General features: G+C 38.8%; 19 protein-coding genes, 2 pseudogenes and 1 CRISPR repeat array. Of the genes and pseudogenes, 7 read left to right on the forward strand and 14 right to left on the reverse strand.

Going from position 1 to position 25,962, the window contains the following annotated elements:
- The first annotated feature begins 9 nt into the window (after positions 1-9).
- The gene (rppB, locus tag NWP25_RS16415; protein ID WP_280649507.1) at positions 10-1,359 is read left to right on the forward strand and encodes a two-component system sensor histidine kinase RppB; all 1,350 of its coding nucleotides are present in this window, start codon (positions 10-12) and stop codon (positions 1,357-1,359) included.
- Between the two features lie 19 nt (positions 1,360-1,378).
- Here rppB and NWP25_RS16420 read toward each other — a convergent pair whose 3' ends face one another.
- A complete protein-coding gene (locus NWP25_RS16420) occupies positions 1,379-1,747 on the reverse strand; it encodes a response regulator transcription factor (protein WP_280656238.1) in 369 nt (122 codons plus the stop codon).
- A 78-nt stretch (positions 1,748-1,825) separates the two neighbouring features.
- Positions 1,826-6,163, reverse strand: a complete 4,338-nt coding sequence (locus NWP25_RS16425) for a PAS domain S-box protein (protein WP_280699802.1) — start codon at positions 6,161-6,163, stop codon at positions 1,826-1,828.
- Between the two features lie 617 nt (positions 6,164-6,780).
- Here NWP25_RS16425 and NWP25_RS16430 point away from each other — a divergent pair.
- Positions 6,781-7,998, forward strand: a complete 1,218-nt coding sequence (locus NWP25_RS16430; protein WP_280649510.1) for a hybrid sensor histidine kinase/response regulator — start codon at positions 6,781-6,783, stop codon at positions 7,996-7,998.
- Positions 7,999-8,032: 34 nt separating this feature from the next.
- Here NWP25_RS16430 and NWP25_RS16435 read toward each other — a convergent pair whose 3' ends face one another.
- The 5 genes from NWP25_RS16435 to NWP25_RS18585 all read right to left on the reverse strand — a co-directional run bounded on the left by NWP25_RS16435 (position 8,033) and on the right by NWP25_RS18585 (position 11,660).
- The gene (locus NWP25_RS16435; protein ID WP_280691052.1) at positions 8,033-9,136 is read right to left on the reverse strand and encodes a hybrid sensor histidine kinase/response regulator; all 1,104 of its coding nucleotides are present in this window, start codon (positions 9,134-9,136) and stop codon (positions 8,033-8,035) included.
- A gap of 232 nt (positions 9,137-9,368) precedes the next feature.
- Positions 9,369-9,611, reverse strand: a complete 243-nt coding sequence (locus tag NWP25_RS16440) for a hypothetical protein (protein ID WP_280649512.1) — start codon at positions 9,609-9,611, stop codon at positions 9,369-9,371.
- Between the two features lie 17 nt (positions 9,612-9,628).
- Complete coding sequence (locus tag NWP25_RS16445; RefSeq protein ID WP_280649513.1) at positions 9,629-10,597, reverse strand: TIGR03885 family FMN-dependent LLM class oxidoreductase; 969 nt, start codon at positions 10,595-10,597, stop codon at positions 9,629-9,631.
- 644 nt (positions 10,598-11,241) lie between these two features.
- A complete protein-coding gene (locus NWP25_RS18580; protein WP_313959018.1) occupies positions 11,242-11,529 on the reverse strand; it encodes a CAP domain-containing protein in 288 nt (95 codons plus the stop codon).
- Positions 11,505-11,660 (reverse strand): hypothetical protein, encoded by a 156-nt coding sequence (locus NWP25_RS18585; RefSeq protein WP_313959039.1) that lies wholly within the window; start codon positions 11,658-11,660, stop codon positions 11,505-11,507. The genes NWP25_RS18580 and NWP25_RS18585 overlap by 25 nt, the downstream gene beginning before the upstream one ends.
- A gap of 161 nt (positions 11,661-11,821) precedes the next feature.
- On the opposite strand from NWP25_RS18585, the gene NWP25_RS16455 reads away from it, so the two are divergent.
- Positions 11,822-12,862, forward strand: coding sequence for an AI-2E family transporter (locus NWP25_RS16455; protein ID WP_280699804.1), 1,041 nt, complete (start codon positions 11,822-11,824; stop codon positions 12,860-12,862).
- 7 nt (positions 12,863-12,869) lie between these two features.
- On the opposite strand, the gene NWP25_RS16460 is transcribed toward NWP25_RS16455, so the two are convergent.
- Entirely contained in the window at positions 12,870-14,435 is a 1,566-nt protein-coding gene (locus NWP25_RS16460; protein WP_280699806.1) for a cation:proton antiporter, read from the reverse strand.
- A gap of 678 nt (positions 14,436-15,113) precedes the next feature.
- Positions 15,114-15,647 (reverse strand): translation initiation factor IF-3, encoded by a 534-nt coding sequence (infC, locus tag NWP25_RS16465; RefSeq protein WP_280650111.1) that lies wholly within the window; start codon positions 15,645-15,647, stop codon positions 15,114-15,116.
- A gap of 574 nt (positions 15,648-16,221) precedes the next feature.
- Between infC and NWP25_RS16470 the strand changes: the two are divergent.
- A pseudogene (locus NWP25_RS16470) lies at positions 16,222-16,489 on the forward strand (transposase).
- Between the two features lie 295 nt (positions 16,490-16,784).
- On the opposite strand, the gene NWP25_RS16475 reads toward NWP25_RS16470, so the two are convergent.
- The 3 genes from NWP25_RS16475 to psbA all read right to left on the reverse strand — a co-directional run bounded on the left by NWP25_RS16475 (position 16,785) and on the right by psbA (position 19,605).
- On the reverse strand, positions 16,785-16,973 hold the full coding sequence (locus NWP25_RS16475; protein ID WP_280650112.1) for a hypothetical protein: 189 nt from the start codon (positions 16,971-16,973) through the stop codon (positions 16,785-16,787).
- 116 nt (positions 16,974-17,089) lie between these two features.
- Positions 17,090-17,791, reverse strand: coding sequence for a hypothetical protein (locus tag NWP25_RS16480; RefSeq protein WP_280699808.1), 702 nt, complete (start codon positions 17,789-17,791; stop codon positions 17,090-17,092).
- Positions 17,792-18,522: 731 nt separating this feature from the next.
- Positions 18,523-19,605, reverse strand: a complete 1,083-nt coding sequence (gene psbA, locus NWP25_RS16485) for a photosystem II q(b) protein (RefSeq protein WP_280699810.1) — start codon at positions 19,603-19,605, stop codon at positions 18,523-18,525.
- A gap of 176 nt (positions 19,606-19,781) precedes the next feature.
- Between psbA and NWP25_RS18750 the strand changes: the two genes are divergently transcribed.
- Positions 19,782-19,874, forward strand: a complete 93-nt coding sequence (locus tag NWP25_RS18750) for a helix-turn-helix domain-containing protein (RefSeq protein ID WP_374914941.1) — start codon at positions 19,782-19,784, stop codon at positions 19,872-19,874.
- Positions 19,875-20,115: 241 nt separating this feature from the next.
- On the opposite strand, the gene NWP25_RS16490 is transcribed toward NWP25_RS18750, so the two are convergent.
- Positions 20,116-22,053: a DUF262 domain-containing protein gene (locus tag NWP25_RS16490; protein ID WP_280699812.1), complete on the reverse strand. Its 1,938-nt coding sequence runs from the start codon at positions 22,051-22,053 to the stop codon at positions 20,116-20,118.
- 206 nt (positions 22,054-22,259) lie between these two features.
- A CRISPR array of direct repeats spans positions 22,260-23,774; the repeat unit is 36 nt; unit sequence GTTTCCATTCAATTGATGTCCCCAGCGAGTGGGGAC.
- A 431-nt stretch (positions 23,775-24,205) separates the two neighbouring features.
- Here NWP25_RS16490 and NWP25_RS16495 point away from each other — a divergent pair.
- A complete protein-coding gene (locus NWP25_RS16495) occupies positions 24,206-24,922 on the forward strand; it encodes a M15 family metallopeptidase (RefSeq protein WP_280699814.1) in 717 nt (238 codons plus the stop codon).
- On the forward strand, positions 24,919-25,581 hold the full coding sequence (locus NWP25_RS16500) for a PAP/fibrillin family protein (RefSeq protein WP_280657122.1): 663 nt from the start codon (positions 24,919-24,921) through the stop codon (positions 25,579-25,581). The genes NWP25_RS16495 and NWP25_RS16500 overlap by 4 nt, the downstream gene beginning before the upstream one ends.
- Here the strand turns inward: NWP25_RS16500 and NWP25_RS16505 are convergent.
- A pseudogene (locus NWP25_RS16505) lies at positions 25,562-25,847 on the reverse strand (tryptophan-rich sensory protein); the annotation flags it as partial. The gene NWP25_RS16500 and the pseudogene NWP25_RS16505 sit on opposite strands and share 20 nt — an antisense overlap.
- Positions 25,848-25,962 lie beyond the last annotated feature (115 nt).

Below are 25,962 nucleotides of genomic sequence, written 5' to 3' on the forward strand. Positions count from 1 at the left end.
TTTGATTTTATGAATCACAATAAACTGTTTCAGCAAACGCGTCTACGTTTGACTGTGTGGTATGCACTTGTGATGGCGGTGATTTTAAGTTTCTGCGGATACGGTATTTATAGGGTGGTATCCCATACCCATTGGGTAACTTTAAACCGTGAATTGCGATCTGTGGCGGGAACACTGCACGATAGTATTGAACTCAAGCTAAAGCAACCTGGAAAATTAGAACCTGTCATACAACACTTTTTACCCAATATTTGTCTAATAGGTGCAAGCTGCACTCCAGCACAATCATCTCCTCACCGTCATATTGTAAGCGCAATTAACCAAAGCAATTACTATGTGCGCTTTTTTGATACTTCTGAAAGCTTGATAGCCATAGCCGGTGTTCATCCCCAGGGATTATCCCCAGAATTTAACACAAAAACTTGGCAAACTTTTACAGATAATCAAGGTATTATTTACCAACAAATTTCCCTTGTTCTTCACACCCAAGATCATCGCGATTGGGGTTATATCCAAGTAGGGCGCAGTCTTGAAGACTTTAGTACATATCTAGAGACGATAAAACTCACTTTAGGCTTGGGATTACCAATAGCATTGGGTTTGGTTGGTTTTGCTAGTTGGTGGTTAGCAGGGTTAGCTATGCAGCCTATTTATCTTTCATACCAACAAGGGCAACAATTTACAGCCGACGCCGCACACGAATTACGCACACCCCTAGCTGCAACACAAGCAACGGTAGAATCAACGCTTTTTATGTCCCAATTCAATGAGGCGGAAGCGCGAGAGACTCTTAAAACTATACAACGTCAGAATCAACGACTCACGAATCTAGTCACAGATTTATTACTACTAACTCGTCTAGACCGTCAATCTGTGCCGTTGCAACGTGATTGTTGTTTGAATGATATTATCAATGACTTAATAGAGGAATTTGCTGCATTAGCGATCGCCTCGGATGTTAAATTAACTTCTGTTGTGGAAGTTCCTGCGTCTCTAAATGTTATTGGTAATGAAGAACAGCTTTATCGCCTCTTTTCTAATTTAATTGTCAATGCCATTCAATACACACCCCCGGGGGGAAAAGTCACTATTTATTTAAACCGCCATGACTGCTATGCCATAATTGAGGTGCAAGATACAGGAATTGGCATTCCCCAAACAGAAATTACGCGAATCTTTGATCGCTTTTATCGAGTCGATACTGATCGCTCTCGTAGCACTGGCGGTTCAGGACTTGGATTGGCCATTGCCCAAGGAATTGTTCATGCACATAAAGGCACTATAAATGTACACAGTCAAGTGCAATCGGGTAGTAGTTTTACGGTGAAATTACCCGCCACAAAAGACTCATTCAGGTAAGGTTGATTTTGTTTTCAATTCAATTTTTTTCTAAACATGCTTTTACTGCTTCTAAAATTTCAATCGGCTCAAAAGGTTTGGTAATATAATAATCGGCGCCTAGTGCGATGCTTTGACTCCAATCACTACACTCTGCTTTAGCGGTGAGAAAAATCAGAGGGATATGAGCAAACTTAGGTTCTCCTTGCAGTTCTTGTAAGACTTCATAGCCATTTAACCCAGGCATCATGATATCACAAATAATCAAATCCGGATTTTGAGTTTTAGCTAACTCTAAACCGGTTGTACCGTTTGCAGCAGTAATGACAAAAAAATCACCTAGCTCTAAAATTTCTTGCAGATTTAACAGAATTTGATGTTCATCTTCAATCACCAGAATTAAGCTCATAACTGAGAAGTATCTAACATCGACTTTAATAAACTTTAATAACAGTATTTTGGCAAAACTATGACAAACAGTCATAAATTATAAGGGAATTCGCACGCTAAAAGTTGTCCCCATACCCACTTTACTATTCATAGCAATTGAACCATTATGTAATTCAACACATTTGGAGACAATTGATAACCCTAAACCTGTGCCGGGAATGTTGCCTACATTGCTAGCACGGTGAAAAGATTCAAATAATTTAATTTGGTCTTGTTCAGGAATACCAATGCCTTGATCTTGGATATTAAAAATTACATTTTTATCTTGAATATCCATATGAAAATTAACTGTAGTATCCTGGGGTGAATACTTAATAGCATTGGAAAGCAAATTGATCAAAATTTGCCGGATTAGTTTTTTATCAAAGTTTACCATTACACTATTTTGAACAAGACTATAAAAAATAATAATGTGATTTGTGGTACTTAATTGGATTTCTTCAGCTAACTGTTGGCAAAAAGGAATTAAATCCAAGGGAGCAGGGTCAAAAGCCAACTTGCCATTTTCGGCTTTATTAATTAATAAAATATCATCCAATAGTTGTGTTGTGTGTCTGACATAGGTTTGAATACAATCTAAATGTTTTTTCCTTCTCTCTTCATCAAGTTTGTGACCAAAATCTTTTAAAATTCCGGTTGAAGAAGAAATTACAGCTAAAGGGGTACGGAACTCATGAGAAGTCATAGATACAAAACGTGACCTCAGTTCACTTAATTCTTTTTCGCGCTCTAAGGCTTTGCAAATTTCCTGTTCAGCCCGCTTACGTTCTGTAATATCAGTAAAAACTCCTAAAATTCCATAAGCTTTACCATCAGTAGCTATTAAAGGAGATTTGATAATTTGAAAGTAACGAGTTTCACCGGTAGCCGTAATCATCATTATTTCGGGTATAGTATAAGGACTCAATGTCCTGATTACCTGCTGAGTTACTGATTGTAAGTATGCCACCTCAACAGTATTGGGATTGAAATCTGCATCAGTTTTGCCAATTAATTCTTCAACAGTTTTCCCATAAATGTCTGCCAAAGCTTGATTAGCTAGAACATATCTTCCTTGTAAATCTTTGACAAACATCAAATTGGGATTGGTATCAATAACCTGACGCAGGAAGTTTTGACTTTGCTGAAGGGAAACTGCGGCTTCTTTCCTTCCTGTAATGTCTTCAGCAATACCAATTACTCGATAAGTTTCCCCAGTTTTATCCTTGAGGGGAAAACATCGATCCCGAATCCAACGCATTGATCCGTCGGGTCTAACAATACGATATTCGAGATCAAATCCTTGTTCCTTCTTCTGTATTTTCATGGCAAATTGCTGTCTATCATCAGCACAGATAGAATCCATAAAAGATTTAGGATTTTCATAAAGACTTTGACAGCTGCGCCCCGAAATTACTTCATAAGCAGGACTGACATAAAGGATTTGAGAATTTTTTGGGTCAGTCATCCAAAAAACTTGATCTAAATTTTCTGCTAGTTGACGGAACTTATACTCGCTCTCTTTGAGGTCGGCTTCTGCTTGCTTGCGTTTAGTAATATCCTTGCGGATAGCTAAATACTGCCAAGGTTTACCATTATCATCCAAAAAAGGAACGATGTTGGTATCTACCCAATAGTAAGTGCCATCTTTAGCCCGATTTTTAATTTCTCCCCGCCAAACTTGACCTTTGGTAATAGTTGACCACAGGTTTTGAAAAAATTCTTTGGAGTGACAACCAGACTTACATATACGATGGTTACTACCTATGAGTTCATGTCTTGAATATTGGGAAATTTGACAAAATTTATCATTAACATAGGTTATTGTCCCTTTGGGGTCTGTAATCGCCACAATAGCAGATTGGTCTAGAGCGTATTTAAAGTCTGACAATTCCAAAAGTAGCTTTTGTAATTTGTCTTGTGCTTGTTTACTTTCAGTGATGTCCCGACAAACACAAATTAACTCTCCATCTTGAGTTAAGGTCAGTGATACTTCTTCATAAAAAGTACTACCATCACGTCGCCTTGCTGTAGCCTCACCTCGCCAATGACCTTCTTGAATCAAGATTGGAAAAATATCACGTTCAAAACGTGCTATTTCGTCTGGGTAATAAAATTCTCGCCAAGTTTTACCGATTAATTCTTCGGGTGTTTCATATCCAAATATTTCGACGTGAGCTTTATTTAAATAAAGATATTTTTCCTCCCGCAGAATAGCAATGCCGTCAATAGTTGCTTCAATAGCTTTTAACTGTTTTTGTAGTGTTTTTTCTGCTTGGTGACGGTCTTTAATTTCTAATAACAAATCTTCATTAATTTGTTCTAATTGTGCTGTACGTTCAGCTATACGATTTTCTAATTCTTCATTTAGTTTTTGCAACTTTATTTGTGCTTGAGTACGTTCTAGTTCTGAAGCAATTCGCACGGAAAAAATTTGCATTATTTCGCTCATAAACTCGATATCATGCAGAGTTTCCCCACTGAATACAGCCAATATTCCTAATACTTGACCTGTAGAATCATGGATAGGTATTCCCATGTAACCTTCTACATTCATATTTGCTAGCACGGTAGTTAGGGCAAATTGTTGCTGTACCTGCGAGGGATAAAAACAAACATCTTTAACATTTTTGCGAATTGTGTCGTAACAAGGAGTACCCTTCACAGGATACTTCAAATTTTCCAAAATCTGGCCATTTGCACAAATTGCTACAGTTTCAATATAATCTGTTTCTTCATTTACCAACCGACCCACAAAGGCATAATCTACTGTCAAGGCTTTGGCTAAATACTGCACCAAACATTGGAAAAATACTTCTCCTGTTTGTGCCGAAACTCCCAAAGAAATATTGCGTAGGGCTTCTTCCATACGCTTACGTTCTTTCCATTCCCGTTGCACTTGTTGATACAGTTGAGATTGTTGAATAGCAATCGCTATTTGGGTTGATAATTTTTCCAGTAATTCAACTTCTACAGTTTTCCAAATTCGCGGTTGAGAGCATTGATGTGTGCATAATAAACCCCAAAGCTGATGTTCACAGAGAATTGGTATAATTAAATTAGCCCGGACTTGTGCTGTTTCTAGAAGCTGGATATGACAATCAGCAAGCCCACAAGTATAAATATCCTCAATTTTTCCTACTCGCCCATGAGTGTAGGCTTCTACCCAATTCCCTCCAAAGCACGGATCATAGATAACATCACCGAAAAGAGACATTGTTCCTGGTGCTAAGGACTCAGCAACAATTCTGCCAGTCCATTCTGGTTCAAATTGGTAAATTATGACTCGTTCTGTTTGCAAATATCCCCGTATTTCTGAGACAGTAGTTTGCAAAATAGAATTTAATTCCAAGGATTTGCGAATTTGTTGAGAGAAGGTAGCCAGGAGTCGGTCTGAATTGGCCTGTTGTATTAATTGTCTGGTGCGTTCCTGGACTTGTCTTTCTAGTTCTATATTTTGCTTTTCTAGGATCTCAACTTTTTCTGCTTCTAATTGATAAATTTTTTGCTGCAAAAAATTGACCGTCTCCGACATCTCCCGTGGGTCAATGGAAGACAGTATACTCATTTGAGTGACTATTCCGAGCAATTCATTACCATCGCCCACCACCACCAAACGTCTGATGCGCCGATCTTGCATTTGTTGATGAGCTTCCCATAAAGACTGGTGAGGACGTAGACAAAACAGAGGTGAACTCATCACAACATGAGCCTGAATTGTGAAGATATCTAACTCCAAAGCCCGTATTTGCACAATATCTCGTTCTGTGATAATTCCTATGGGTTGGGAATCTGATGTTGTAATCACTACACAGCTCACAGAATACTTCGCCATTAATTTCGCTAAATCTAACAAGGTTGCTGTTGGTGGTGCTTGGATGACCTCAGTAGACTTTACCTCATTAACAGAGCGCATTTTTAACATATCCGCCGCTCGTATTAATTGACGGACTGTTGTTGGTGTTACCAACCCGACAACATGATCATTATCATTGACAATAGGTACATGGTGAATTTTATACTGACGAAATAAATTCAGGGCAATAAAAATATTTTTAAATTCTGATTTTCTCAGACTGACTGGATTCTGAGTCATGACCTCTTTGAGGGTGACTTGTTCCAGATTCATCCCCAGTACCGTATATTTCACAATATCCCTTTCTGTGAAGATACCAACTAACTTTTTCTGTTCAACTACTAAAACACAACTAGCTTGTTCTAAATAATTCAGCGAATTGCCATCTGATGGCACAACTGCTGATGTCAGACTGCAAGTGTCACGAATTTGGCTCATTAACCTTACTGCTTCAATTGCCAGAGTTTCACCACCAAGTGTCAAAGGGCAAGGTAATATAATTTGCTCTATATTTGAAGTAAAAAAAAATTTGGTAGACATACTTTTTCAACACTTCCAAAGCTTTTATAAGTAGAGTTTTTTATAAATATGAGTTACCCTCACCCACCACCTATAGATTTCGTGACTTAGCTTAGGCGCAAAGGTATGAAGAAAAAAAACATAAATCTCGCATTTCATGTTCTCAACTCAGCAACGATTCTGACTTTATTGATAACCTAAACAGTGTAGGCCAGTATACTAAGTTCAGTATATTATAATTTTTGTGCTTTAGAAAACACACTAATGATAATTCTTAAGGAACATAACAGAAAAGCTGATGATTTAAATTCTTAATCAAATTTTTTCACTTTTTTTGGGTACGTATAAATATAATTGTTTATGCTGTTCCGGCTACTGTTGTTTCACGCTAAAACGGATTATAACAATGAATAAAGTTCATAGTCTATAAGTGTAAATATTTAAATAGTACAATATTTTACGTTTTATTACTTAAGTGAGACTACGGTTATATTTTTAGGGTTTTATATAAAATGTATTATTTAACACTTGTATATCTTAGGCTAGAGTATAAAAATAGTTCGCGCCATCAGCGTTTCAGCACATTAACTAAATAAATATATTGAAATCAGCTATGAGTATTAGAAATAAAATTATTTATGGATATGCTGATGTTGGAAACTTTGCCTAACTGCGCCACTATTTTAGTAGTAGATGACAATCCTACAAATTTAGAAGTCCTTGCTCATGCCTTGAGCTTGGTGGGTTATAATGTCCGCATTGAGTCACAGGGTCTAAATGTCATTAAACAAGTCTATCGTGATATTCCTGATTTAATTCTTCTAGATATTATGTTGCCTGATATCAATGGATTTGAAGTTTGTCAGCAACTTAAAGCCGATCCTCTCACTCAGTCAATTCCTATAATTTTTATGACGGCTCGCGTTGATACCCTTGATAAAGTTAAGGGTTTGAGTTTAGGTGCAGTAGACTATATCACCAAGCCATTTCAAAAAGAAGAACTACTTGCTCGTGTACGTACCCATGTGCATTTAAGCCAGTTAAATAAAGCCTTAGAAATTAAGAACCAACAACTCATACAATTGACAGAGGAGTTAGAAAATAGAGTTGCTGAACGCACGGCAGAATTAAGTCAAGCTCTAGAAAAGGAAAAGGAATTAAGCGAATTAAAATCGCGGTTTATTTCTATGGCATCCCACGAGTTTCGTACACCTCTAGCTATTATTTCTTCATCATCTGGTATTTTGCAAAACTTTACAGATCGCCTCACGGAACAAAGAAAACAAGAACATCTACAAACTATCCAAAACACTGTCAAACACATCACCCAAATTCTCGATGATGTATTAATGATTAATCGGGCTGAAGCCAAAAAGATAGAATTAAATTTAGAACCAGTAGATATCATGGCTTTCTGTCACCATCTCAAAGAAGAAATAGAAGCTACTCATACCCAACATACAATTAATTTATCACTAGATTTAGACCAACAAATCTGCGACGATTCCCTGATTATTCAAGGTGACAAAAAACTGTTGCGGCAAATTCTTACCAATCTCCTGATTAATGCTATTAAATACTCTCCTCACCATAATGTAGTGAATTTTAGTTTTCTTAAAAAGAATAATCAAATCATTTTTAAAATCAGTGATAGTGGCATCGGCATTCCTGAAGCAGATCAAGTTAATTTATTTTCATCTTTCCATCGAGGATCTAACGTTGGTACAATTTCTGGCACAGGTTTAGGACTGGCCATAGTCAAAAAATGCGTGGATTTGCACAAAGGAGGAATCAGCGTAAATAGTCGAGTAGGAGAAGGAACAATATTTACAGTTAGCATTCCTTTATTACAATAGTGAAAATCTTGCAAATATTCACAACTTGACCAACTTACTGGGGCAGAACAATATTAACTGTAGTTTGCTCCCCAGCTACACTCTCGATTGTCAAATTTCCTCCCGATAATTCCACCAACCTCTTAGCAATTAATAGTCCTAAACCACAACCTTGTTGTTCATACATTTTTCGTTCAAACTGCACATAAGCCCCAACGTTAGCAACTTGCTCCCTAGTCATGCCGCGACCGTAGTCAGTTACAGACAGATGAAAGTAATTATGATTGCTATACCCGATGATTTTTACTAGTGTATTGGGTCGGGAAAATTTAAAAGCATTGTCAACTATTTCTGCGGCAATTTTATTAATCTTGACGGGAGAAACTTTGACTATAGCATCGCAAATCTCTATACTTAAATCTGCCGACCTATTTGCATTTTGGGCAATTTTTAGAGCTATATCTTGAACTACTGATTTCACATAGCTTTTAGCATTCTTTTGGCGAAAAAATTCTGCTTTTTCAGGGTTAGATGCTGTTAATTCCAAATCTGCATACATGAGGAAATTCATAGTAAGTCTATGCAGCCTCAGACCAGCATTATGAATTGATTGGAGCATTCCTAAGTTTTCCGCATCGGAAAGTATTCCCTGCTCTTCTATCAATAATTGTGACATTCCTATAATATGATTCAAAGGAGTATTTATTTCATGGGGCAGTGAGTGACTTATACAACTGCTGAGTTCATTTAACTTTCTTTGAGTTCTTTGCTCACAGATAGATTGTTTCTCCAATCTAGTGGCAATTGCTTGTAATAACTGAACAGGTTGAAAAGGCTTAGTTAGGTAATCATCTGCACCCATTTCCATCCCTTTGCGTACATCTGACCACTGTGATTTTGCAGTTAGAAAAATTAAAGGTATTGTTGCAGTGGCATTATCTTGACGCAGTTGAGTTAAAACACTATAACCATCTAACTCACGCATCATCAAATCACAAAGAATCAAATCAGGATGTTTATCTTTAACCAACTGCAAACCATCTAACCCATTGTCTGCAACTATCGTCTCAAAATTTGATAGTTCCAAAATTTCTTGGATATTGTCTCTGATGTGAGGTTCATCTTCAATGATTAAAATTTTTTTCATGTTTTTCGTCATTTCCCGACTCATGAATAGGATAAAAAAGTGTATTTTTTTACATTTATACTGAAAATGTAACAAAAAATCTCAGCTTGTCGGGTGAAGATGTCCTTCCCGGTTGTATGGTAAATAGCAACCCATGTTTACATCCAAGGCTAGTACCGCAAGTATCCGAGAATTTTTGCTCGTTTCAAAGCAGTCTATAGCGATGGCTCAAGGGATGGTTTATGTACGTAACGGCAGTATACACTTACACATTCCGATTAACAGTGGAATCATTTTGCCAAGATTGTTGTTTTATACCAACTTTACCAGATTTAACCACAGCATCCCAATAAGTAATATTATCTTCACGCCAAAACTGTAAATCTACACGGTAATTGGCAATTTCCAGATCCTGAAGTTCAATTTCTCCTGGCCATTGGAGTGGATGTGGATCAAAGTAGAGCAACTGATGGGGTGCATTGGTTGGTGGGCTGACAGTTACTCCCATAGTTGCTAATTGACTGGTTAATTAGTACCTTGAAGAGATGGAATTACTTGTTTGCCAAAAGCTTCGATGAAAGTCTGTTGTTGGCGGTTAACGTTGTGGAGATAAATTTCGTTAAAGCCCAGTTCTATATCTTTCTGCAACCATTGAATGTGTTGTTGAATATCGTTAGAAATGCGGATGTGTTTATACATATCTTCTGGTTTAACAAACTTAGCGATCGCGTCAAATTGCTGCGGATCACGCAAGTCACTCAACACAGAACTTGAAAAAACGTTTGTCCGCCATTGATCAAATGCTCCCTCTAAAGCTGTACTTTCTTGGGCTGCGTAGGAAAGCTGTACTTTCAAATACATTGGTTTTCCTGCCCCACCACCCCGCCGGAATGCTTCTACAACTTGCTTGAGCATTTCATAGGGATGAGAAATAGTAATCAGTCCATCTGCCCAACTTCCTAACCATTCAGCAGTTGCTGGAGTAATGGCCGCACCAATAATCAACGGTGCTATTAGTGGTCTGGTATAAAGCTTTGCTTGTTCAACGTTTACTAAACCGTAGTGAGTAATAGTTTTCCCTGTCCACAGGGCGCGTATTACCTGAGAGCATTCCTTCAGACGCATGTTGCGTACAGGTTTCGCAGGCCAAAAATCCCCTGTAATTTGCTCATTTAATGCTTGTCCACTACCCAATGCTAACCAAAAACGTTGGGGAAACATTTCACTAAGAGTAGCCGCAGCTTGGGCAATAATCCCTGGGTGATAGCGCTGTCCAGGAGCGCAAACTACACCAAACTTCAAGGGTGTACTCTGCATCGCTGCACCCAACCAAGACCAAGCATAACCGCTTTCTCCCTGGCGATCGCTCCACGGATGAAAGTGATCAGAACAAGATACACTGGTAAATCCAGCTTTATGGGCTGCTTGTACGTATTCTAAAAGAACGCTCGGCTTAAATTGCTCATGGGAAGCATGATAGCCAAAAAGTGCCATAGCCTTAACTCCAATTTCATTTTGTGAGTTGTCAGACAGATCAATTCAAGCAATATAAAAATTGGCAATTTTTAACTAAATTGATAATTGATATTGCTAATGTTAGATTTCATTTTATCTAGCTCATAAATTATTTATGATTTTTTTTCGGAACAAAATAGACAAAATCATAGTAAAAATGTTAACATAATTAACAATAAAATCATGAGATTATTCATTCATAACTTCTCGAAAATTCCGGGATATCGTTATTACATTTTTATTTAATTTACCTTAATTAAAGCCATTTTTACCTGATAGATAAGCAGCTAAATAAATTCTTATGAAAATAAGTTTAAATATTGTTTATAACTCCTAAAGTTAATTGCTATTTTACTTTTTTACAATCATAGCAATACTTTTATCACCACCTTTAGATAGAAATAATCTTGGGTCTCATCGCCTAAAAAATACGTCCATCAGTCAATACCTACAGCAGAATTTAATACTTTATGAGGGTGGGATTGCCAAATGGCCATGTCCTTGTCTTAAGGCCTCAAGAACAACTGAGTTATGTAATAGGTATTGTTAACTTGCCAAACTCCTACACCGGTTTTTGTAAAAACCGGACAGAGAATATTCTCGGGATGTCCGGGACTTTTCATCTAACCGTCAAATGCGACTTTTACAGGTTGAGGAACATTCGTACCCTTGAACAGATTTTCACCTATCACCCAGTACATAATTTCTGCATCACTAACTCTATCTTGGAGAGTGCTCCCATTAATGCCAATGTGACTAAAAAAGTTTTTCTCTGCCATTTGTCGGCTGTAGTTACCAGCAACCTGTGCTAATTTCTCATTATGCTTGAGAATGTGGAGTTGTTTTTCTTCACGGAGCTCGTTAATGCGTTCTCGAATTGCAATTTCTATTTGGTTACTTGTGGCGCATATACTGGCTTATCTGAGAGAATCTCAACGCTGGGTAATGGTTGTAAATACTGCACTACCTGTTCACATCCAGTTAAAATCAGCCCCATCCATGCCCCTGCAATCCATAAAATTTGCAATAACTTATTTTTCATGATTAATTGATCAGACTTTTAAGTTAATTTGTATCAGCGAGAATAATCTCAGATAAATTTATACATAAAATGATTAGCGTTTAATAAGTAATTAAACCTCTACCAATAGAAATAACGGACATTTAATCAGTAGATATAGTGATGTAATCAAACAGGAAAATATGAAAATTGGGCAATTGCTGGGATTTTTTGCACTTATTAGCTCACTTTATATACTTTGGGAAGTTCGCCGATTATTATTACTATTATTTACAGCCATTGTACTGGCAACAGCCATTAGCCAGCTAGTGAGACGATTTCAACGCTCTGGGATGCAGCGAATTTGGTCTGTGTGGCTAAGTATTCTGATTTTCGTCATCTTATTAATTGGTTTTTTTGTGCTGATTGTGCCACCTTTTATCGAACAGTTTCAGCAATTAGTGCAGTTGTTTCCCTCTGGAGTAGCTCGCATTCAGCAGATGATAACTTGGTTAGAAGGTACGATTGTGGGACCTTATGTGACGAACTTACCAGACATTAATAATTTAATTCAACAAGTCCAGCCCTTAACCGAAAATCTCTTGGGACAAGCCCTCGCTTTCTTCTCTACTGGAATTAGTGCAACTTTAGAATTTTTACTGGTAATAGTGTTAACTTTAATGCTGTTAGTAAATCCCCAACCTTATCGTAAAGTTTTTGTGCGGTGTTTCCCGCTATTTTATCGCCATCGGGTAGAGGAGATTCTCACCTTATGCGGGGAAGGTTTGGGAAACTGGACAATTGGTGCTTTAATTGAAATGGTGTTTATTGGCTTTCTGAGTGGGTTGGGGTTGCTAATTTTACGAGTTCCCCTCGCACTGGCTCATGCTGTACTAGCAGGATTACTCAACTTTATTCCTAATATTGGCCCCACTTTAAGCGTTATCTTACCCATGACCATCGCGTTTCTCGATACACCTTGGAAAGCGATCGCTGTTTTGATTTTATATGTACTAATTCAGAATATAGAAAGCTACTGGCTAACTCCCACAGTCATGGCCGCACAGGTAGCGCTTTTACCAGCCTTTACCCTCACCGCACAAATTTTCTTCGCCGGCTTTTTTGGGGCTTTAGGATTAGTAATGGCGCTGCCGTTGGCGGTAGTTGCCAAAACTTGGATAGAAGAACTGGTGTTTAAAGATATCTTAGATAAGTGGAAAGAAACATCTGGCTGCAATTCATAATTCGTAATTAATGACTACCCCGGTTCTGCCAAACATCTTCTAACATAGGAGCCAATTCTGTATTTAAGCGACCAGCGCGGACAAACTCTGCGTAAGTATCTGCCTCAATGGCCAAGAGTTCCTCCCGGAACTGTTCGGTGATGAAACTGCGAATATTCGGATATTCAATCTGTAACTTATGAATTTTCGTTTGCAGATTGTTAATTTCTCCTTTAATCAATGTTTCCTGGTAACGGTAAAACTCAGGGTCAATACCTGGGCGCTTATCTTCCTGGAGTTGTCCCAAAACCCGTTCTAAAGCGATGTGACGGCTAGCCAGTTCTGCATATTTCTCGCGTAGAGGTGCATCACCTAACAGATTCAGCTTTTGCAACAAAGGTTTAATACTCAACCCTTGCACCAATAAAGTAAATAAAACTGCTCCAAACACCGTAGCAATAATTTTTTGTCGTTCTGGTAGTTCTATGGGTACACTCAAGGCTAAAGCAATAGAAACAGAACCTCGTACCCCACCCCACCATAAAATAGTTTGTTCAGCTAAGGGAATTTGCTCTTGAGTAATCACAGCACTCAAATTACTAAGAATATAAATAGCAACTGCCCGCATTAAAATCATCGTTGCTACCGTGATAGTAATAATTTCTAGGTTTTCCCCCAAAACAGTAAAGCGAATTTGGTCGCCAATCAACAAAAATACAATAGAATTGACGAAAAAAGCTAAAAAATCCCAAAATTCTGATACAATCACCCTAGTACGGGGATTCATCCCCACACGAGAACCAAAGTTACCTAAAATCAACCCTGTGGTTACCACTCCAATTACCCCAGAACCACCCAATTCTTCAATAATCAAATAAGTACCGTAAGCAGAAACCAGAGTTAAAGATTGTTCCACCATTGGCAAATCAAAGCGTTGGGTTAAATAAGAAATTCCAAAACCAATCAATCCTCCCACTGCTACGCCAATACCAATAACTATGAAAAGTTGTAATAAAATTAGCTGCAAAACCAAATCAGCATCTCCCAAAGATAGCGCCACCAAAAAGCCAAAGGCAACCACCGCCATACCATCATTAAACAAGCTTTCGCCTTCCATCATAGTGGTGAGACTTTTACCCACACCCAATTCTCGAAATAAAGCAGTCACAGAAACCGGATCAGTGGCAGATAAGCTAGCACCAATCAGCAAAGCTGTAGTTAAAGATATTCCGGCCACTTGATTTAGACCAATTGCTATCCCCGCAATAGAAATTACCACTCCCAAAACTGCATACAAACAAATTGACGGCAAACTGCGCTTTAACTCTCTCCATCTCAAATTCCATGCGGCTTCAAACAACAAAGGGGGTAAAAAAATAAACAAAATTAATTCAGGTGAAAGAGTGACAAGGCGGACATCAACAAATGCCAACCCCAAGCCCACAATCACCAGCAGCAGGGTATAGGGTATGTGGCGAAACCAACTAAATATTTGCGGTAAGGTTGCCACCCCCAAAGATACCGAAAGTACCAAAAGAAACTGCTTGAGATTACTGGTGATAATTTCTTCACCAAGTGCTGATTCCATCATCATAATTAAAAGTTGAATATGATATTTTATTTAAGTGGCAATTAAACTGCACTTTTATTTAAAAATAGAGTGACTGTACTATCCTCTTCATGGCGCAAGCTCATTGATAGTGGAGTGTAAAAAAACATTGTAACGGTGCATGCGCCTTCTTCTGGTTGAAGATTTACCCATTGTGATAGTCGTGGCGTAAAGCGTTTATTTGCCCAACAAACCAGTCATTTTTCAATGCCATATACTGGCAGCTACGCTAAATTGAATTCAGAATCAGACAAGGGAGAACATAAACTATTATTTACTCTCATTCTTCTCGTCTTTATCATCCTTATCAACAGCAAAAAACCTGAGGGACTGAGTATTATTTTTATCACTCAGCACTCAGGAATATCAGCTTACTGAAAATTTCAACCAGTGAGGGACGGTTAGAAATTCTTACTTTCGATGTACCTCCTCGTTCTTTGAGAACGAGCATTCCTTGACGCTATGGCTATCCTGGGTCGGCTATCAAAGCAACCTGCTGGTGTCGTAGTCTAACAATAGCTCTACATCGGTTGAGGGTGTCCCCATACCCTGTGGCGACTATCTGTAAACTTGCCAAAAAGCCTTCTTGGAGGGACGGGGTTTTAGATCCAAATTGTCGATAAATTATGGTTTTTATGCTTGATATCTCGATAAATTCAGGTACTACTTTTTGGGGGAGATCAGCATCATCATATTTCTACCCTCTTTTTTCGGTGCTTGCTGCACTTCCCCAAACGATTCCAAATCCTTGGCCATGCGCTTGAGCAAATGCTCTGCTAAGTCACTGTGTTGAATCTCTCGACCCCGGAACATCACAGTCGCCTTCACTTTATCACCTTCTTTGAGGAAGCGCTCTGCTTGCTTCACACGCACATTGTAGTCGTGTTCTTCGATTTTGTAGCGCATCTTCACTTCTTTCACATCAGCCGTGTGCTGCTTCTTCCGGGCTTCCCGCGCTTTCTTCTCCTGCTCAAACTTGTACTTCCCGTAATCCATGATCCGACAAACCGGTGGGTCAGCCTTATCACTGAGCAGTACTAGGTCTAGCTCTTTTTCTTCAGCTAGTTGTAGTGCTTCTTGTGGAGGCATAATTCCTAGTTGCGCGCCATTAGTATCAATGACTCGAATTTTAGGAAACCGGATGCGCTCGTTGATTTGGGGCAGATCGCGAGTTCGTTTTTTCTCAATCACAGGCATTATGATTATGGAAGCTCTCTAGTTGTTAAGATGTGGTTTCGACTTGGTTTGCTTAGTTTTCTTTGGGACGCCCCAGAAGCACTATGCTTAATTTAACTGAGGACTTAAAGTTGAATCCATCTATCTAGGATAACTAATTCGTGAATTAGTCGTCACCGTATTTGTTATTCTACTCACTCTCGGATCAATTCTCTGTGATTGTTAATGTAAATTACATAACTGAATAAAATATTAAATTCTCTTATACTTTATCATAAGCTTTCTCAAGCTATGTTATGTTTTATTAAGTTTTTAGCTGTAGAAGTGCGTGTACGGAAAAAAAAGTCTTGAGACTACTTTGCCTTTAGGGGAGGAGATTTTACATTTACCGTCAAAACTTGCTCAACTAGGCTTGGGCGAAGGAAATTAGAGAACTCAACTCCTGTAGCGTTAATATGCCTGAGGGCATGCTACGGGAACGAAAGTGCCCTCTCCTATTTTTTGCTAGGTTGGAAGTATTTGCCGATGGGTTTACATCGTGTATTACCTCCTAAATGTAGATGTAACGCACAAATCTACAAGAGTTTTTAGTAAAATGCAACAACATAGAATAAAAAAACACTCTGTTTCTTGGATAAACTATCATCTTGTATGGATACCAAAGAGACGCAGGAAGATTTTAGTAGGTGATGTAGAGAAAAGTTTAAGGACTATTATTTGGGAAGTATGGGAAGAAAAAGACTCGTCTGCTTAGACAATATTTCCCCCGTTTACTAAAATTACTTAGTCTATGGACAAGCTCTTATTTTGCTTCTGCTGCTGGCAATGTTAGCAGTGAGACTGTTAAAATATACATTGAATAACAAAGACATTATGACACTACCTGATGAATTGCATCTAAGGAAGCTTTGAGATTGCACGGAGCGCAGTGCCGGAGGCAAGGGCCTACATCCACCGCCTAAAATACAATAGGGTATGGGCTCTTGGGGAAGATACTTTATCTCAGTGGTTTTGGCTCCCTGGACTTTCTTACAAAATAAAGATCCTTACTCATCAGAAATTTTGACCCGCGTAGTTAGCTGTTACCTGAATGGTATGGATAAATTATTGATAGAGTTCAAAAACAGCCTTCGCCATTCCTTTCACCTTATCAACTAATTATCGTGGCTGTACTACCTTCAAATTTCTGCCAAAACCCACTATCCAGGGGAGAAGTTTTACGTCATTCAAAGACCATTTAGGTAATATTACTCGAAAGCAATTAGGAAAATCTTCATCCTTGGTTTTATTTAGACAAAAAATTGATTTGGGTAAACCTAATTCCCCTTTTTGGACAGGTGTAGACATTTTTATTTGCCTCGTGGGAAATCTATTAATACCTTCAGTAATAAGTCTATATATGGTATTGTTAAACCACAGTTCCACCGCCACACACACTGGAGAATATTCTTGTAAACCATCACTCAAAAACTGATGTTGGTCACTGATATTGTGTCCCAAAAAAGTCCCGCACTCGCCGTGGCCAATTTTTGTAATTTCTCTAAAGAATTTTTTTGTTCTGCTATGGTCGGGGATTTTTCTTGATGCTGACCCACAAATAATCTATTTAAAGGTTCAAATCGAAATAAACCAGCATATTTTCCGCTTTCGCACTCATAAACCAAATACCAAGGAGTGTTACTAAATAGCATTTGCAAGGGAAATGCTAAAAAAAAGCTTTTTTCATCCAAAGTAAACTTACCAGCACCTGCAAAACAATTCAATTCTAGTAATTGTCTGTTGGCTATAGCTTGTTCTAACTGGGGTAAATTGTTAGCCAGTGCATTTGATGGTAAATACTCTGGATCAATCATATTGCGATTAGCGATCGCCCGTACCGGATACATTTGATTTACAACTAATTTAGTTTCTGCCATCTCCGTAGCAAAAGTTTCAAATATTTCCCAAGCTATAGGATCATTTAAACTTTTAGCTTGCGACTGAATAACTTCAAATACCTTAATTGATTCATATTGTGACAAAATACCCGTGGGGGGAAAGTAACCTTCTCTCATAGGAAAATTACGTAAAGTCCCACACGGTTTTAGAACCTCTTCAATATCCTTACGGACAGAATCTAAACCATCATCATGAATAATCCCATCTTCCTTGAGTGCAGATACCAAAGTTGAGAAACTAGCTTGATCCCAATTCTGTAAAAACGGGTGATGGAGAATGAAGCGAATAATTTACATCAATCTTTGGAAAGCCGGGAAATGAGAATAAGGGTGGATTGGGGTGATTTTAGAAGTAACTGGGGCTGCTACAGTGATAGGCAAAGAGGGAGAATCAGGAATAGTCTTAATATGAACATATCAACAAAAAGATTTTCTTGTAGCCAGTGTAAATCCGATGCGATTGCCTGGGGTTGAGTGTAGATATTGCCGTGTAATTTAGCCATAGAGGCAGTGATTTATCCGGAAGCACTGCTGGAATCTGGAACCTTCCCCAAAATACCTTCTAGCATACTGGGACAAGTTAACTGTAAATTACCAATACCCGGATAATGGACAATGAACGAAATCAAATACATTAAACGTTCAAAATCCTGAAGACTGCTGTAGGACAGAACCCTTAATTGTGAAACACTCTCTACACAGCTACATGATCTCAGAAACAGGTAATCAAGCCGTAGCAATGGGGGTAGAGTTGGTCTCAATGACTGTGCACGAGATTTTGTGAAACGGTAGGAGTAGCAATCACCGCAAAAATGCTCCCTATCGCCTCGGTAACTCTTCCAGGAGTGATTTTGTCTGATTGGCATCGCACCTAACCAAGCCGGCTAAAATCAAAAGCGCCCTCCCATTTGGAAGAGCGCTTTTAAGTAGTAGAGAAATTACTGCTTAGGTCTTAAGTATTAACCGTTGATTGCAGGAGCAGTCAAAGCAACAGGAGCAACTTCACCAGCAGCCAAGTCTAAGGGGAAGTTGTGAGCGTTACGCTCGTGCATTACTTCCATACCCAGGTTAGCGCGGTTGATTACATCAGCCCAGGTAGCGATGACGCGACCTTGGGAGTCAATTACTGATTGGTTAAAGTTGAAACCGTTCAAGTTGAACGCCATGGTGCTTACACCCAGTGCGGTAAACCAGATACCGATTACTGGCCATGCAGCCAAGAAGAAGTGTAGTGAACGGCTGTTGTTGAATGATGCGTATTGGAAGATTAAGCGACCGAAGTAACCGTGGGCTGCTACGATGTTGTAGGTTTCTTCTTCTTGTCCGAATTTGTAACCGTTGTTTTGTGATTCGGTTTCTGTTGTTTCACGTACCAAGGAGGAAGTTACCAAGGAACCGTGCATTGCTGAGAACAAGGAACCTCCGAATACACCTGCTACTCCCAACATGTGGAAGGGGTGCATGAGGATGTTGTGCTCTGCTTGGAACACTATCATGAAGTTGAAGGTTCCTGAGATACCCAAAGGCATACCGTCTGAGAATGAACCTTGTCCGATGGGGTAGATTAGGAATACTGCGGTAGCTGCTGCTACTGGTGCTGAGAAGGCTACACAGATCCAAGGACGCATTCCCAAGCGGTAGGATAGTTCCCACTCACGTCCTAGGTAGCAGGCTACGCCAATGAGGAAGTGGAATATTACCAACTGGTAAGGACCACCGTTGTACAACCACTCATCTAAGGATGCTGCTTCCCAGATGGGGTAGAAGTGTAAGCCGATGGCGTTGGAGGAAGGTACTACTGCACCTGAGATGATGTTGTTTCCGTAGATTAATGAACCTGCTACTGGTTCGCGGATACCATCGATATCTACAGGAGGAGCAGCGATGAAGGCGATGATGAAGCAGGTGGTGGCGGCTAGTAGGGTGGGGATCATTAGTACGCCGAACCAACCGATGTAGATGCGGTTGCCGGTGCTGGTGATCCACTCGCAGAAGCGATCCCATACGTTGGCGCTTTGGCGCTGTTGTAAGGTTGCGGTCATTTGTTTATGATTGCGTTTGTTTTTGTATGTATTAGACAGGTTTGTTTTCTGCCTGTGAAACTACTTTACAATTGTTTACAAATGTTTGGCAAGGGGTATTTTTTTAATAAAAATTATACTTAGTATAAGTAGAACTTATATTAGCTCAATTCTGGGGGAGGGTTTTAAAAGAGGCGATCGCTTCTGGGGAACTAAAAGCCAAGTTAATAGGGAGAGCCTGGCGCATTAAGGGTCATGACCTAGATAGGTATATTGACAAACTTTTTTGAATATCGCCAAATAGCGACAAGTAGAACCTCGCCAATGACATAGAGTCACTATTAGCCTTGAAAACAGTGGCGAGATTTGGCGTATAACAGCCTCTTACTTTTAAAATATCCTCTAAAAGATTTCTATAGAAATGTTTTCAATATTAAAATCTAATTTCTTACATAACTTACAGCAGAAAGCGACAATAGAATTAGAACTTCCATGACTTTCGACAAAATATAAATCTGTGAATTCTATGGGTTATCTTAATTTTGAATTGTCTTTCTGATTGGAAAAGGATCGACTGAATTCTGCACTAGTCATGATCGACTTAAATTCTGTTGGAGATTCATTGAACAAAATTTCACAGATTTTTTTCACTACCTCTCGCCAGGTTTTGGTTTCGATCTTATATTTATCCTCTCCCACAATTAAAGTTTTAGGTTTAGTATTAGTAAACTCCCCTTCAGCAAAGTCACGAATTTTATCTTCTTGAACATCTTTAGTCGAACCATATACTGCATAAGTTGACTTAGGTACTGGATACTTCCATATTTTAACTGCTTTTTCTGCTAGTGTATTAGCTCGTTCGACAATAGAGTCTTCATTCCACTCTTCAATATCTTTTAATTCAGAATTTAAACTTACCTTACTATAGTAATAATCATTTTTCTGCTTAGTTTTAAAATCTTTATTAGATAAGCTAGTATTTTTTGCTGTTAAAGTCAAATTACCCAGAGTATGTAAATATTTGCCATGAATTTCTGAATACTTATCTCCTAAATCCTGTTTCCATTGGTGATTGAGTTTCTGTGGCATAATATGTTCAATTGTCAAGTTCTCAACATCAATCTGATAATCAGAGTTACAATTTTCTAGGCTTTCAAAGAGAAAGTCTCTGTTTTTAGGAGTTAATTTATAAACTTCTTTATGGATAAGTGTTTCTCTAAATTCTTCATCAGATGGAAATTTGAGATTAGCAGACTTGTTTTTAATGATAAAGGACATAATATCAAAATAGTTTTCTTCCCAAGTATGTTCCTTCTTAATTTCTTTAGATAATGTGATAAAGAATTTATTTAGTCCTTGGGTTGAATTGTTAACTAAGATTTTTCTAAAAGCATAACTTTCTATTAGTTGAATGATATTTTGGACATCAGACGCAACTATAATACCTTGGTTAAATAAGTCAAATACGTCCATGAGGAACGGATGACATACTGTAAACTCTAGGCAATGTAACCGATGGAGAGCTTTATTAATATTTTTATCAGGATGATCGGAAATATTGATAAAGTAGCTATAATTTTCAGCATACTTGAGGAGATGTTGCAGGATGCTAGAACTATCTCGGGAAAATTTATCTTTAGAATATTGCTTAAATTCATTATAAACAGCCCTGTCACTTTGTGTAATACTTTTTTTCAATTTAAACATTAAGAATATACGAATAAAATTGGCTACATTACCAGAAAGCTCTTCGATTTTAATCCAGTAGTTATTATAAAGCTGCTCTTGGTCTGATTGACTTAAATCCATGAGAATATAATTTCTGATTAAATCTCCATCTGTTAAATTAACTCCAGTGGAATTTAAGCTCTCAAAAATTAATTGGGGGTCATCAATACCCTTCTCAAGCTCAATATGAACAATTTCTAATTTTTTGAACAGTTCAAATATATGAGCTACTGAAATATGGCGACTAGATATTTTATCATAGAAAAATAGATAGTTTTGAATAATATTTGAGTCACTCTTTTTAATATGTAAGTTATCAAATAAGCTTTGAAAGTAAGATTTATCTTTCGTGTTAGGCTTTAATCTAATGCGTTGTGACTTGTCTGTACATCTTTTGTTAATTAAGTAGTCATTTAAGATATCTTCTTGCAAATCTGCTTCCAATGATGTTTTATTTTGTGTGTCTTTCAAGTAATTGGCTAAAGCCAACAATAGTAAGGAAATGGTAGTTAGTCTTTGTTGTCCATCGATCACCATCCATTCGTCTTGATGGTTGTATATGTTGACTAAAGCTCCTAGAAAATGACTGCGTTTACCAGAATCTTGCAAATCGATAATATCTTCCCACAGCTTTTTACAGTTGTTGACTTTCCAAGCATAATCTCTTTGATATACAGGGATGACAAAACTTTTATTTCTGCCTTCTAGGAACTGATAAATGGGTTGTTTTTTGACTTGCATAGTCGAAAAAATAACAAGGGAGCAAATTCCAAAATATCAGATAATGGGACAAATTGATCGCCCCACTTAGTACCCACATTGGATAGAGACATTTTCCGATGGCGATGGCGTGGCGTTGGCCATAATGTCTACAGTATTAATTCGATTAATGTCGCCGACGAGTGGGGACTGTAGTTAAAACTTTACGAGCTAAAAAACTCTTAAAGGTTTCCATTCAATTGATGTCCCCAGGGAGTGGGGACTTATATTTATACCAAAAGCTTTCGCTATGGAAGAGTTGTTTCCATTCAATTGATGTCCCCAGCGAGTAGGGACAAACCTAAAAAAGCAGCAGCAGTTACATCTAATAATTATGTGTTTCCATTCAATTGATGTCCCCAGCGAGTGGGGACGTACTCCAAATCTATGCCCCCGCACCAGCCGCAATGTTTCCATTCAATTGATGTCCCCAGCGAGTGGGGACTGCTAAAGGACATTATGGCTGTGGATTTTGGGTTTAAGTTTCCATTCAATTGATGTCCCCAGCGAGTGGGGACTAGCGTAGAAGATAACGGAAACCAACTCTACGTAGAGTTTCCATTCAATTGATGTCCCCAGCGAGTGGGGACTCGGTGCGACAATAATAAGGAAGTCAATAAAACTCTGGAAGTTTCCATTCAATTGATGTCCCCAGCGAGTGGGGACCCTAAGTTTTGTTAAATCTCTTTCCTCGCAGGAATGGTTTCCATTCAATTGATGTCCCCAGCGAGTGGGGACTTCAGTCCGTAGCCATCAGCCCAGATGGGAAAGCCTGTTTCCATTCAATTGATGTCCCCAGCGAGTGGGGACAATAAATTTTCTTGTAACTCTCCTAAATCAGTCAATAATGTTTCCATTCAATTGATGTCCCCAGCGAGTGGGGACAATTAAGAAACAAACATCTTCATTTAACCAAAAGGGAGTTTCCATTCAATTGATGTCCCCAGCGAGTGGGGACTAAGTTCTCCCTTGGCTTTTAGGGAGAGTCCTTTGGGTTTGTTTCCATTCAATTGATGTCCCCAGCGAGTGGGGACCATTTTTCTATGGCCACGGCAACCATTTCTAATCCTAGTTTCCATTCAATTGATGTCCCCAGCGAGTGGGGACACTTTTTAGCTGATGTGCGAAAGCACGTTAGCTATGAGTTTCCATTCAATTGATGTCCCCAGCGAGTGGGGACTAGCTATGATGGGCTATCTTGGAGAGGTACTTCCCTGTTTCCATTCAATTGATGTCCCCAGCGAGTGGGGACTCCTCCTCCGGGGGGTATACTCCCGTCTACAATGAAAAGTTTCCATTCAATTGATGTCCCCAGCGAGTGGGGACTTGAGTATAACAGCAAAACTCTTCAGGGGGCGCAAGCCGTTTCCATTCAATTGATGTCCCCAGCGAGTGGGGACGAATTAAAAGTATTCAAAAGCCAAGGACTAACCTCAGTAAAGTTTCCATTCAATTGATGTCCCCAGCGAGTGGGGACGAGGAAAAAGGGATCAGCCCCAGCCCACTTTCTAGCTGGTTTCCATTCAATTGATGTCCCCAGCGAGTGGGGACGACAATGCCGTTGACATAGGCACTGAGATTCTTAAGATACAAGTTTCCATTCAATTGATGTCCCCAGCGAGTGGGGACTCAAGGGATTCATTCTCAGAGTTAGCGGCGTTAGCTGCGTTTCCATTCAATTGATGTCCCCAGCGAGTGGGGACTCTTGGATTTTAAACCCATACCCTGCAAGAAGTCTAGAGGCACTTTCCGAGGTTCAATAAACTCAACAACTGAAATGGACTTTAGTATACTAACAAAACAGCTGAAACCCTTACCCAGCAAGCGACCGAGGTTCAACACATCAGAATCACTATTTCAGCTTTTTTGATTGAACTTCCGTAATAGTTAATTGGTGCATTAAAACAGTGTTTAGGCTATGGCACCACTGTAAGCCATATACCCCCATGCCTTTGTAAGGTGAGGGGTCACAATACTGGTCTAAAATTTTTATATTCTCAAAAATCTATCTTTAGCAAGTTGAAAAATCAACCCAGGAAATCCCTTAAAAATTTGGTAATAAGTAGAGTCTCGTTTCGTGAAAATATTTACATAGTAGGATAGTTATTATCTTTCACACTAAGTATGAAAACGAATGAGATTTTATCACCAAATCCCTATAGTAGAATGCGGTGAACCATTGGTGGCAATTCCCTTACAATTATTGGCGGTGGAGTCTCCCCATCCTTATGAAAAACTCGGTGCGCCCTATGGGGAGCATTCTCCTTATTATTTGCGCGCAAGTGTGGTGAGGAATTTAATTCAAGCTCAAAATTACCTACAAAAAATTTGTCCTGGTTGGTGTATCCAAATTTTTGATGCCTATCGCCCGGTGGCTGTACAACAGTTTATGGTGGATTACAGTTTTGCTCAAGGGTTACAACAGCAGGGATTGACTGAGGCTGAGTTATCACCACAGCAACGTCAAGAAATTTGGAAGTCGGTTTATGAAATTTGGGCTGTACCGAGTTTGGATGAACAAACTCCCCCTCCTCACAGTACGGGTGCAGCTGTTGATGTGACGCTGGTGGATAATGCAGGAAAAATAGTGGATATGGGTTCGCTAATTGATGAATTGTCAGAGCGATCGCACCCCAATTATTATGCCTGTGGTGACCAATCAGAAGCAAAACAATATCATGCTCATCGGCAATTATTGTATGATGTGATGTTAAAAGCTGGGTTTCAACGCAATCCTAGGGAGTGGTGGCATTTTTCTTTTGGTGATCAGATGTGGGCTTGGTTGTATAATCAAGCTAATCCGGCTGATTGTTTAACTGCACGTTATGGCCGGAAAATATTTGACCCTTGAATACTCAACTTTTGATCAAGCAGAAATTACAGGCTGTCCTACAGGAGATTCAAAGCAAAAACAATTTTGATTCTCCTCTCACTGATTTGAAGCTAGACAAAACCTTAGCGGCAGAAATTGCAGAATTAGTCGCGGAACTAGAAAGCTGCAACCCTCATCCTCAACCTCTCCTGTCTGGTATTTCTATGCTCAATGGCCCTTGGAAATTGTTATACTCCACCGCTAGAGAAATCCGTTCTTTGGATTCGTTACCATTGGGATTAAAGTTGGGTCAAGTTTATCAGGTAATTGATGTTATCAATAAACTATTTTTCAACTTGGCTGTTGTGAAACATCCTCTGGGAATAGTTTCGGGATACGTGAAAGTAACAGCTAGTTTTGAACCAGCCACAGATGATTTATGGCCTTTACCAAATCAACGGATCAATGTGGACTTTGACAAACGTTATCTATGTATTGAGAAGATTTTTGGCTTAAATACTCCCCAATTTAACCCCTTTAAGGTAGTTCCTGCTAATAATCCCCAAGGTAGAGTGGCTACTCTTGATATTACTTACTTAGATGAAAACTGGAGAATTGGACGGGGAGGAGATGGTAGTTTATTTATTTTGAGTAAGGCTGATGATTTACCTGAAAATTTCACGCATGTTGAAGATTGAGGTGAATCATTTGCCAGGTAGTATAGGTACTGATGGGACTCCACAACAAAAAATAATGAACTAGTAACAATGCTTACAAACCAGAAATAAATAAAATTACTAAGGTCAATATAAAACAAATAATAAAACCTGTACCACGGACTATTGCACCCACCCGAAGACTAGGCATCCTTAACATTACGGGTGTATGGGCAAGTAACAATTTCTAATAGTAAGTATAAAACCATAAGTAACCAAGTTGGTGTGATTTTTGGATTAGTTTGCCAGTGATAACCTTTGTGAGGAGTATGGCATTAGTGGGACGCAGTAGTTATGTCTAGGGGTGAGTGTATGAGGCGGGGCTGGAAACTTAATATTTATTTGGGGGGATAAGGAAAATGA

This window comes from Umezakia ovalisporum Ak1311 (assembly GCF_029891685.1).
Taxonomy (GTDB): domain Bacteria; phylum Cyanobacteriota; class Cyanobacteriia; order Cyanobacteriales; family Nostocaceae; genus Umezakia; species Umezakia ovalisporum.

What these genes read in the sequence shown, in the direction of transcription:
- NWP25_RS16420 (WP_280656238.1), bottom strand. Translation starts at nt 1,747, where the DNA reads ATGAGCTTAATTCTGGTGATTGAAGATGAACATCAAATTCTGTTAAAT.
- NWP25_RS16490 (WP_280699812.1), bottom strand. Translation starts at nt 22,053, where the DNA reads ATGCAAGTCAAAAAACAACCCATTTATCAGTTCCTAGAAGGCAGAAAT.
- NWP25_RS16455 (WP_280699804.1), top strand. Translation starts at nt 11,822, where the DNA reads ATGAAAATTGGGCAATTGCTGGGATTTTTTGCACTTATTAGCTCACTT.
- NWP25_RS16425 (WP_280699802.1), bottom strand. Translation starts at nt 6,163, where the DNA reads ATGTCTACCAAATTTTTTTTTACTTCAAATATAGAGCAAATTATATTA.
- NWP25_RS16445 (WP_280649513.1), bottom strand. Translation starts at nt 10,597, where the DNA reads ATGGCACTTTTTGGCTATCATGCTTCCCATGAGCAATTTAAGCCGAGC.
- NWP25_RS16440 (WP_280649512.1), bottom strand. Translation starts at nt 9,611, where the DNA reads ATGGGAGTAACTGTCAGCCCACCAACCAATGCACCCCATCAGTTGCTC.
- rppB (WP_280649507.1), top strand. Translation starts at nt 10, where the DNA reads ATGAATCACAATAAACTGTTTCAGCAAACGCGTCTACGTTTGACTGTG.
- infC (WP_280650111.1), bottom strand. Translation starts at nt 15,647, where the DNA reads ATGCCTGTGATTGAGAAAAAACGAACTCGCGATCTGCCCCAAATCAAC.
- NWP25_RS16475 (WP_280650112.1), bottom strand. Translation starts at nt 16,973, where the DNA reads ATGTCTACACCTGTCCAAAAAGGGGAATTAGGTTTACCCAAATCAATT.
- NWP25_RS16495 (WP_280699814.1), top strand. Translation starts at nt 24,206, where the DNA reads ATGAGATTTTATCACCAAATCCCTATAGTAGAATGCGGTGAACCATTG.
- NWP25_RS16435 (WP_280691052.1), bottom strand. Translation starts at nt 9,136, where the DNA reads ATGACGAAAAACATGAAAAAAATTTTAATCATTGAAGATGAACCTCAC.
- NWP25_RS16430 (WP_280649510.1), top strand. Translation starts at nt 6,781, where the DNA reads ATGGATATGCTGATGTTGGAAACTTTGCCTAACTGCGCCACTATTTTA.
- NWP25_RS18585 (WP_313959039.1), bottom strand. Translation starts at nt 11,660, where the DNA reads ATGAAAAATAAGTTATTGCAAATTTTATGGATTGCAGGGGCATGGATG.
- psbA (WP_280699810.1), bottom strand. Translation starts at nt 19,605, where the DNA reads ATGACCGCAACCTTACAACAGCGCCAAAGCGCCAACGTATGGGATCGC.
- NWP25_RS16460 (WP_280699806.1), bottom strand. Translation starts at nt 14,435, where the DNA reads ATGATGATGGAATCAGCACTTGGTGAAGAAATTATCACCAGTAATCTC.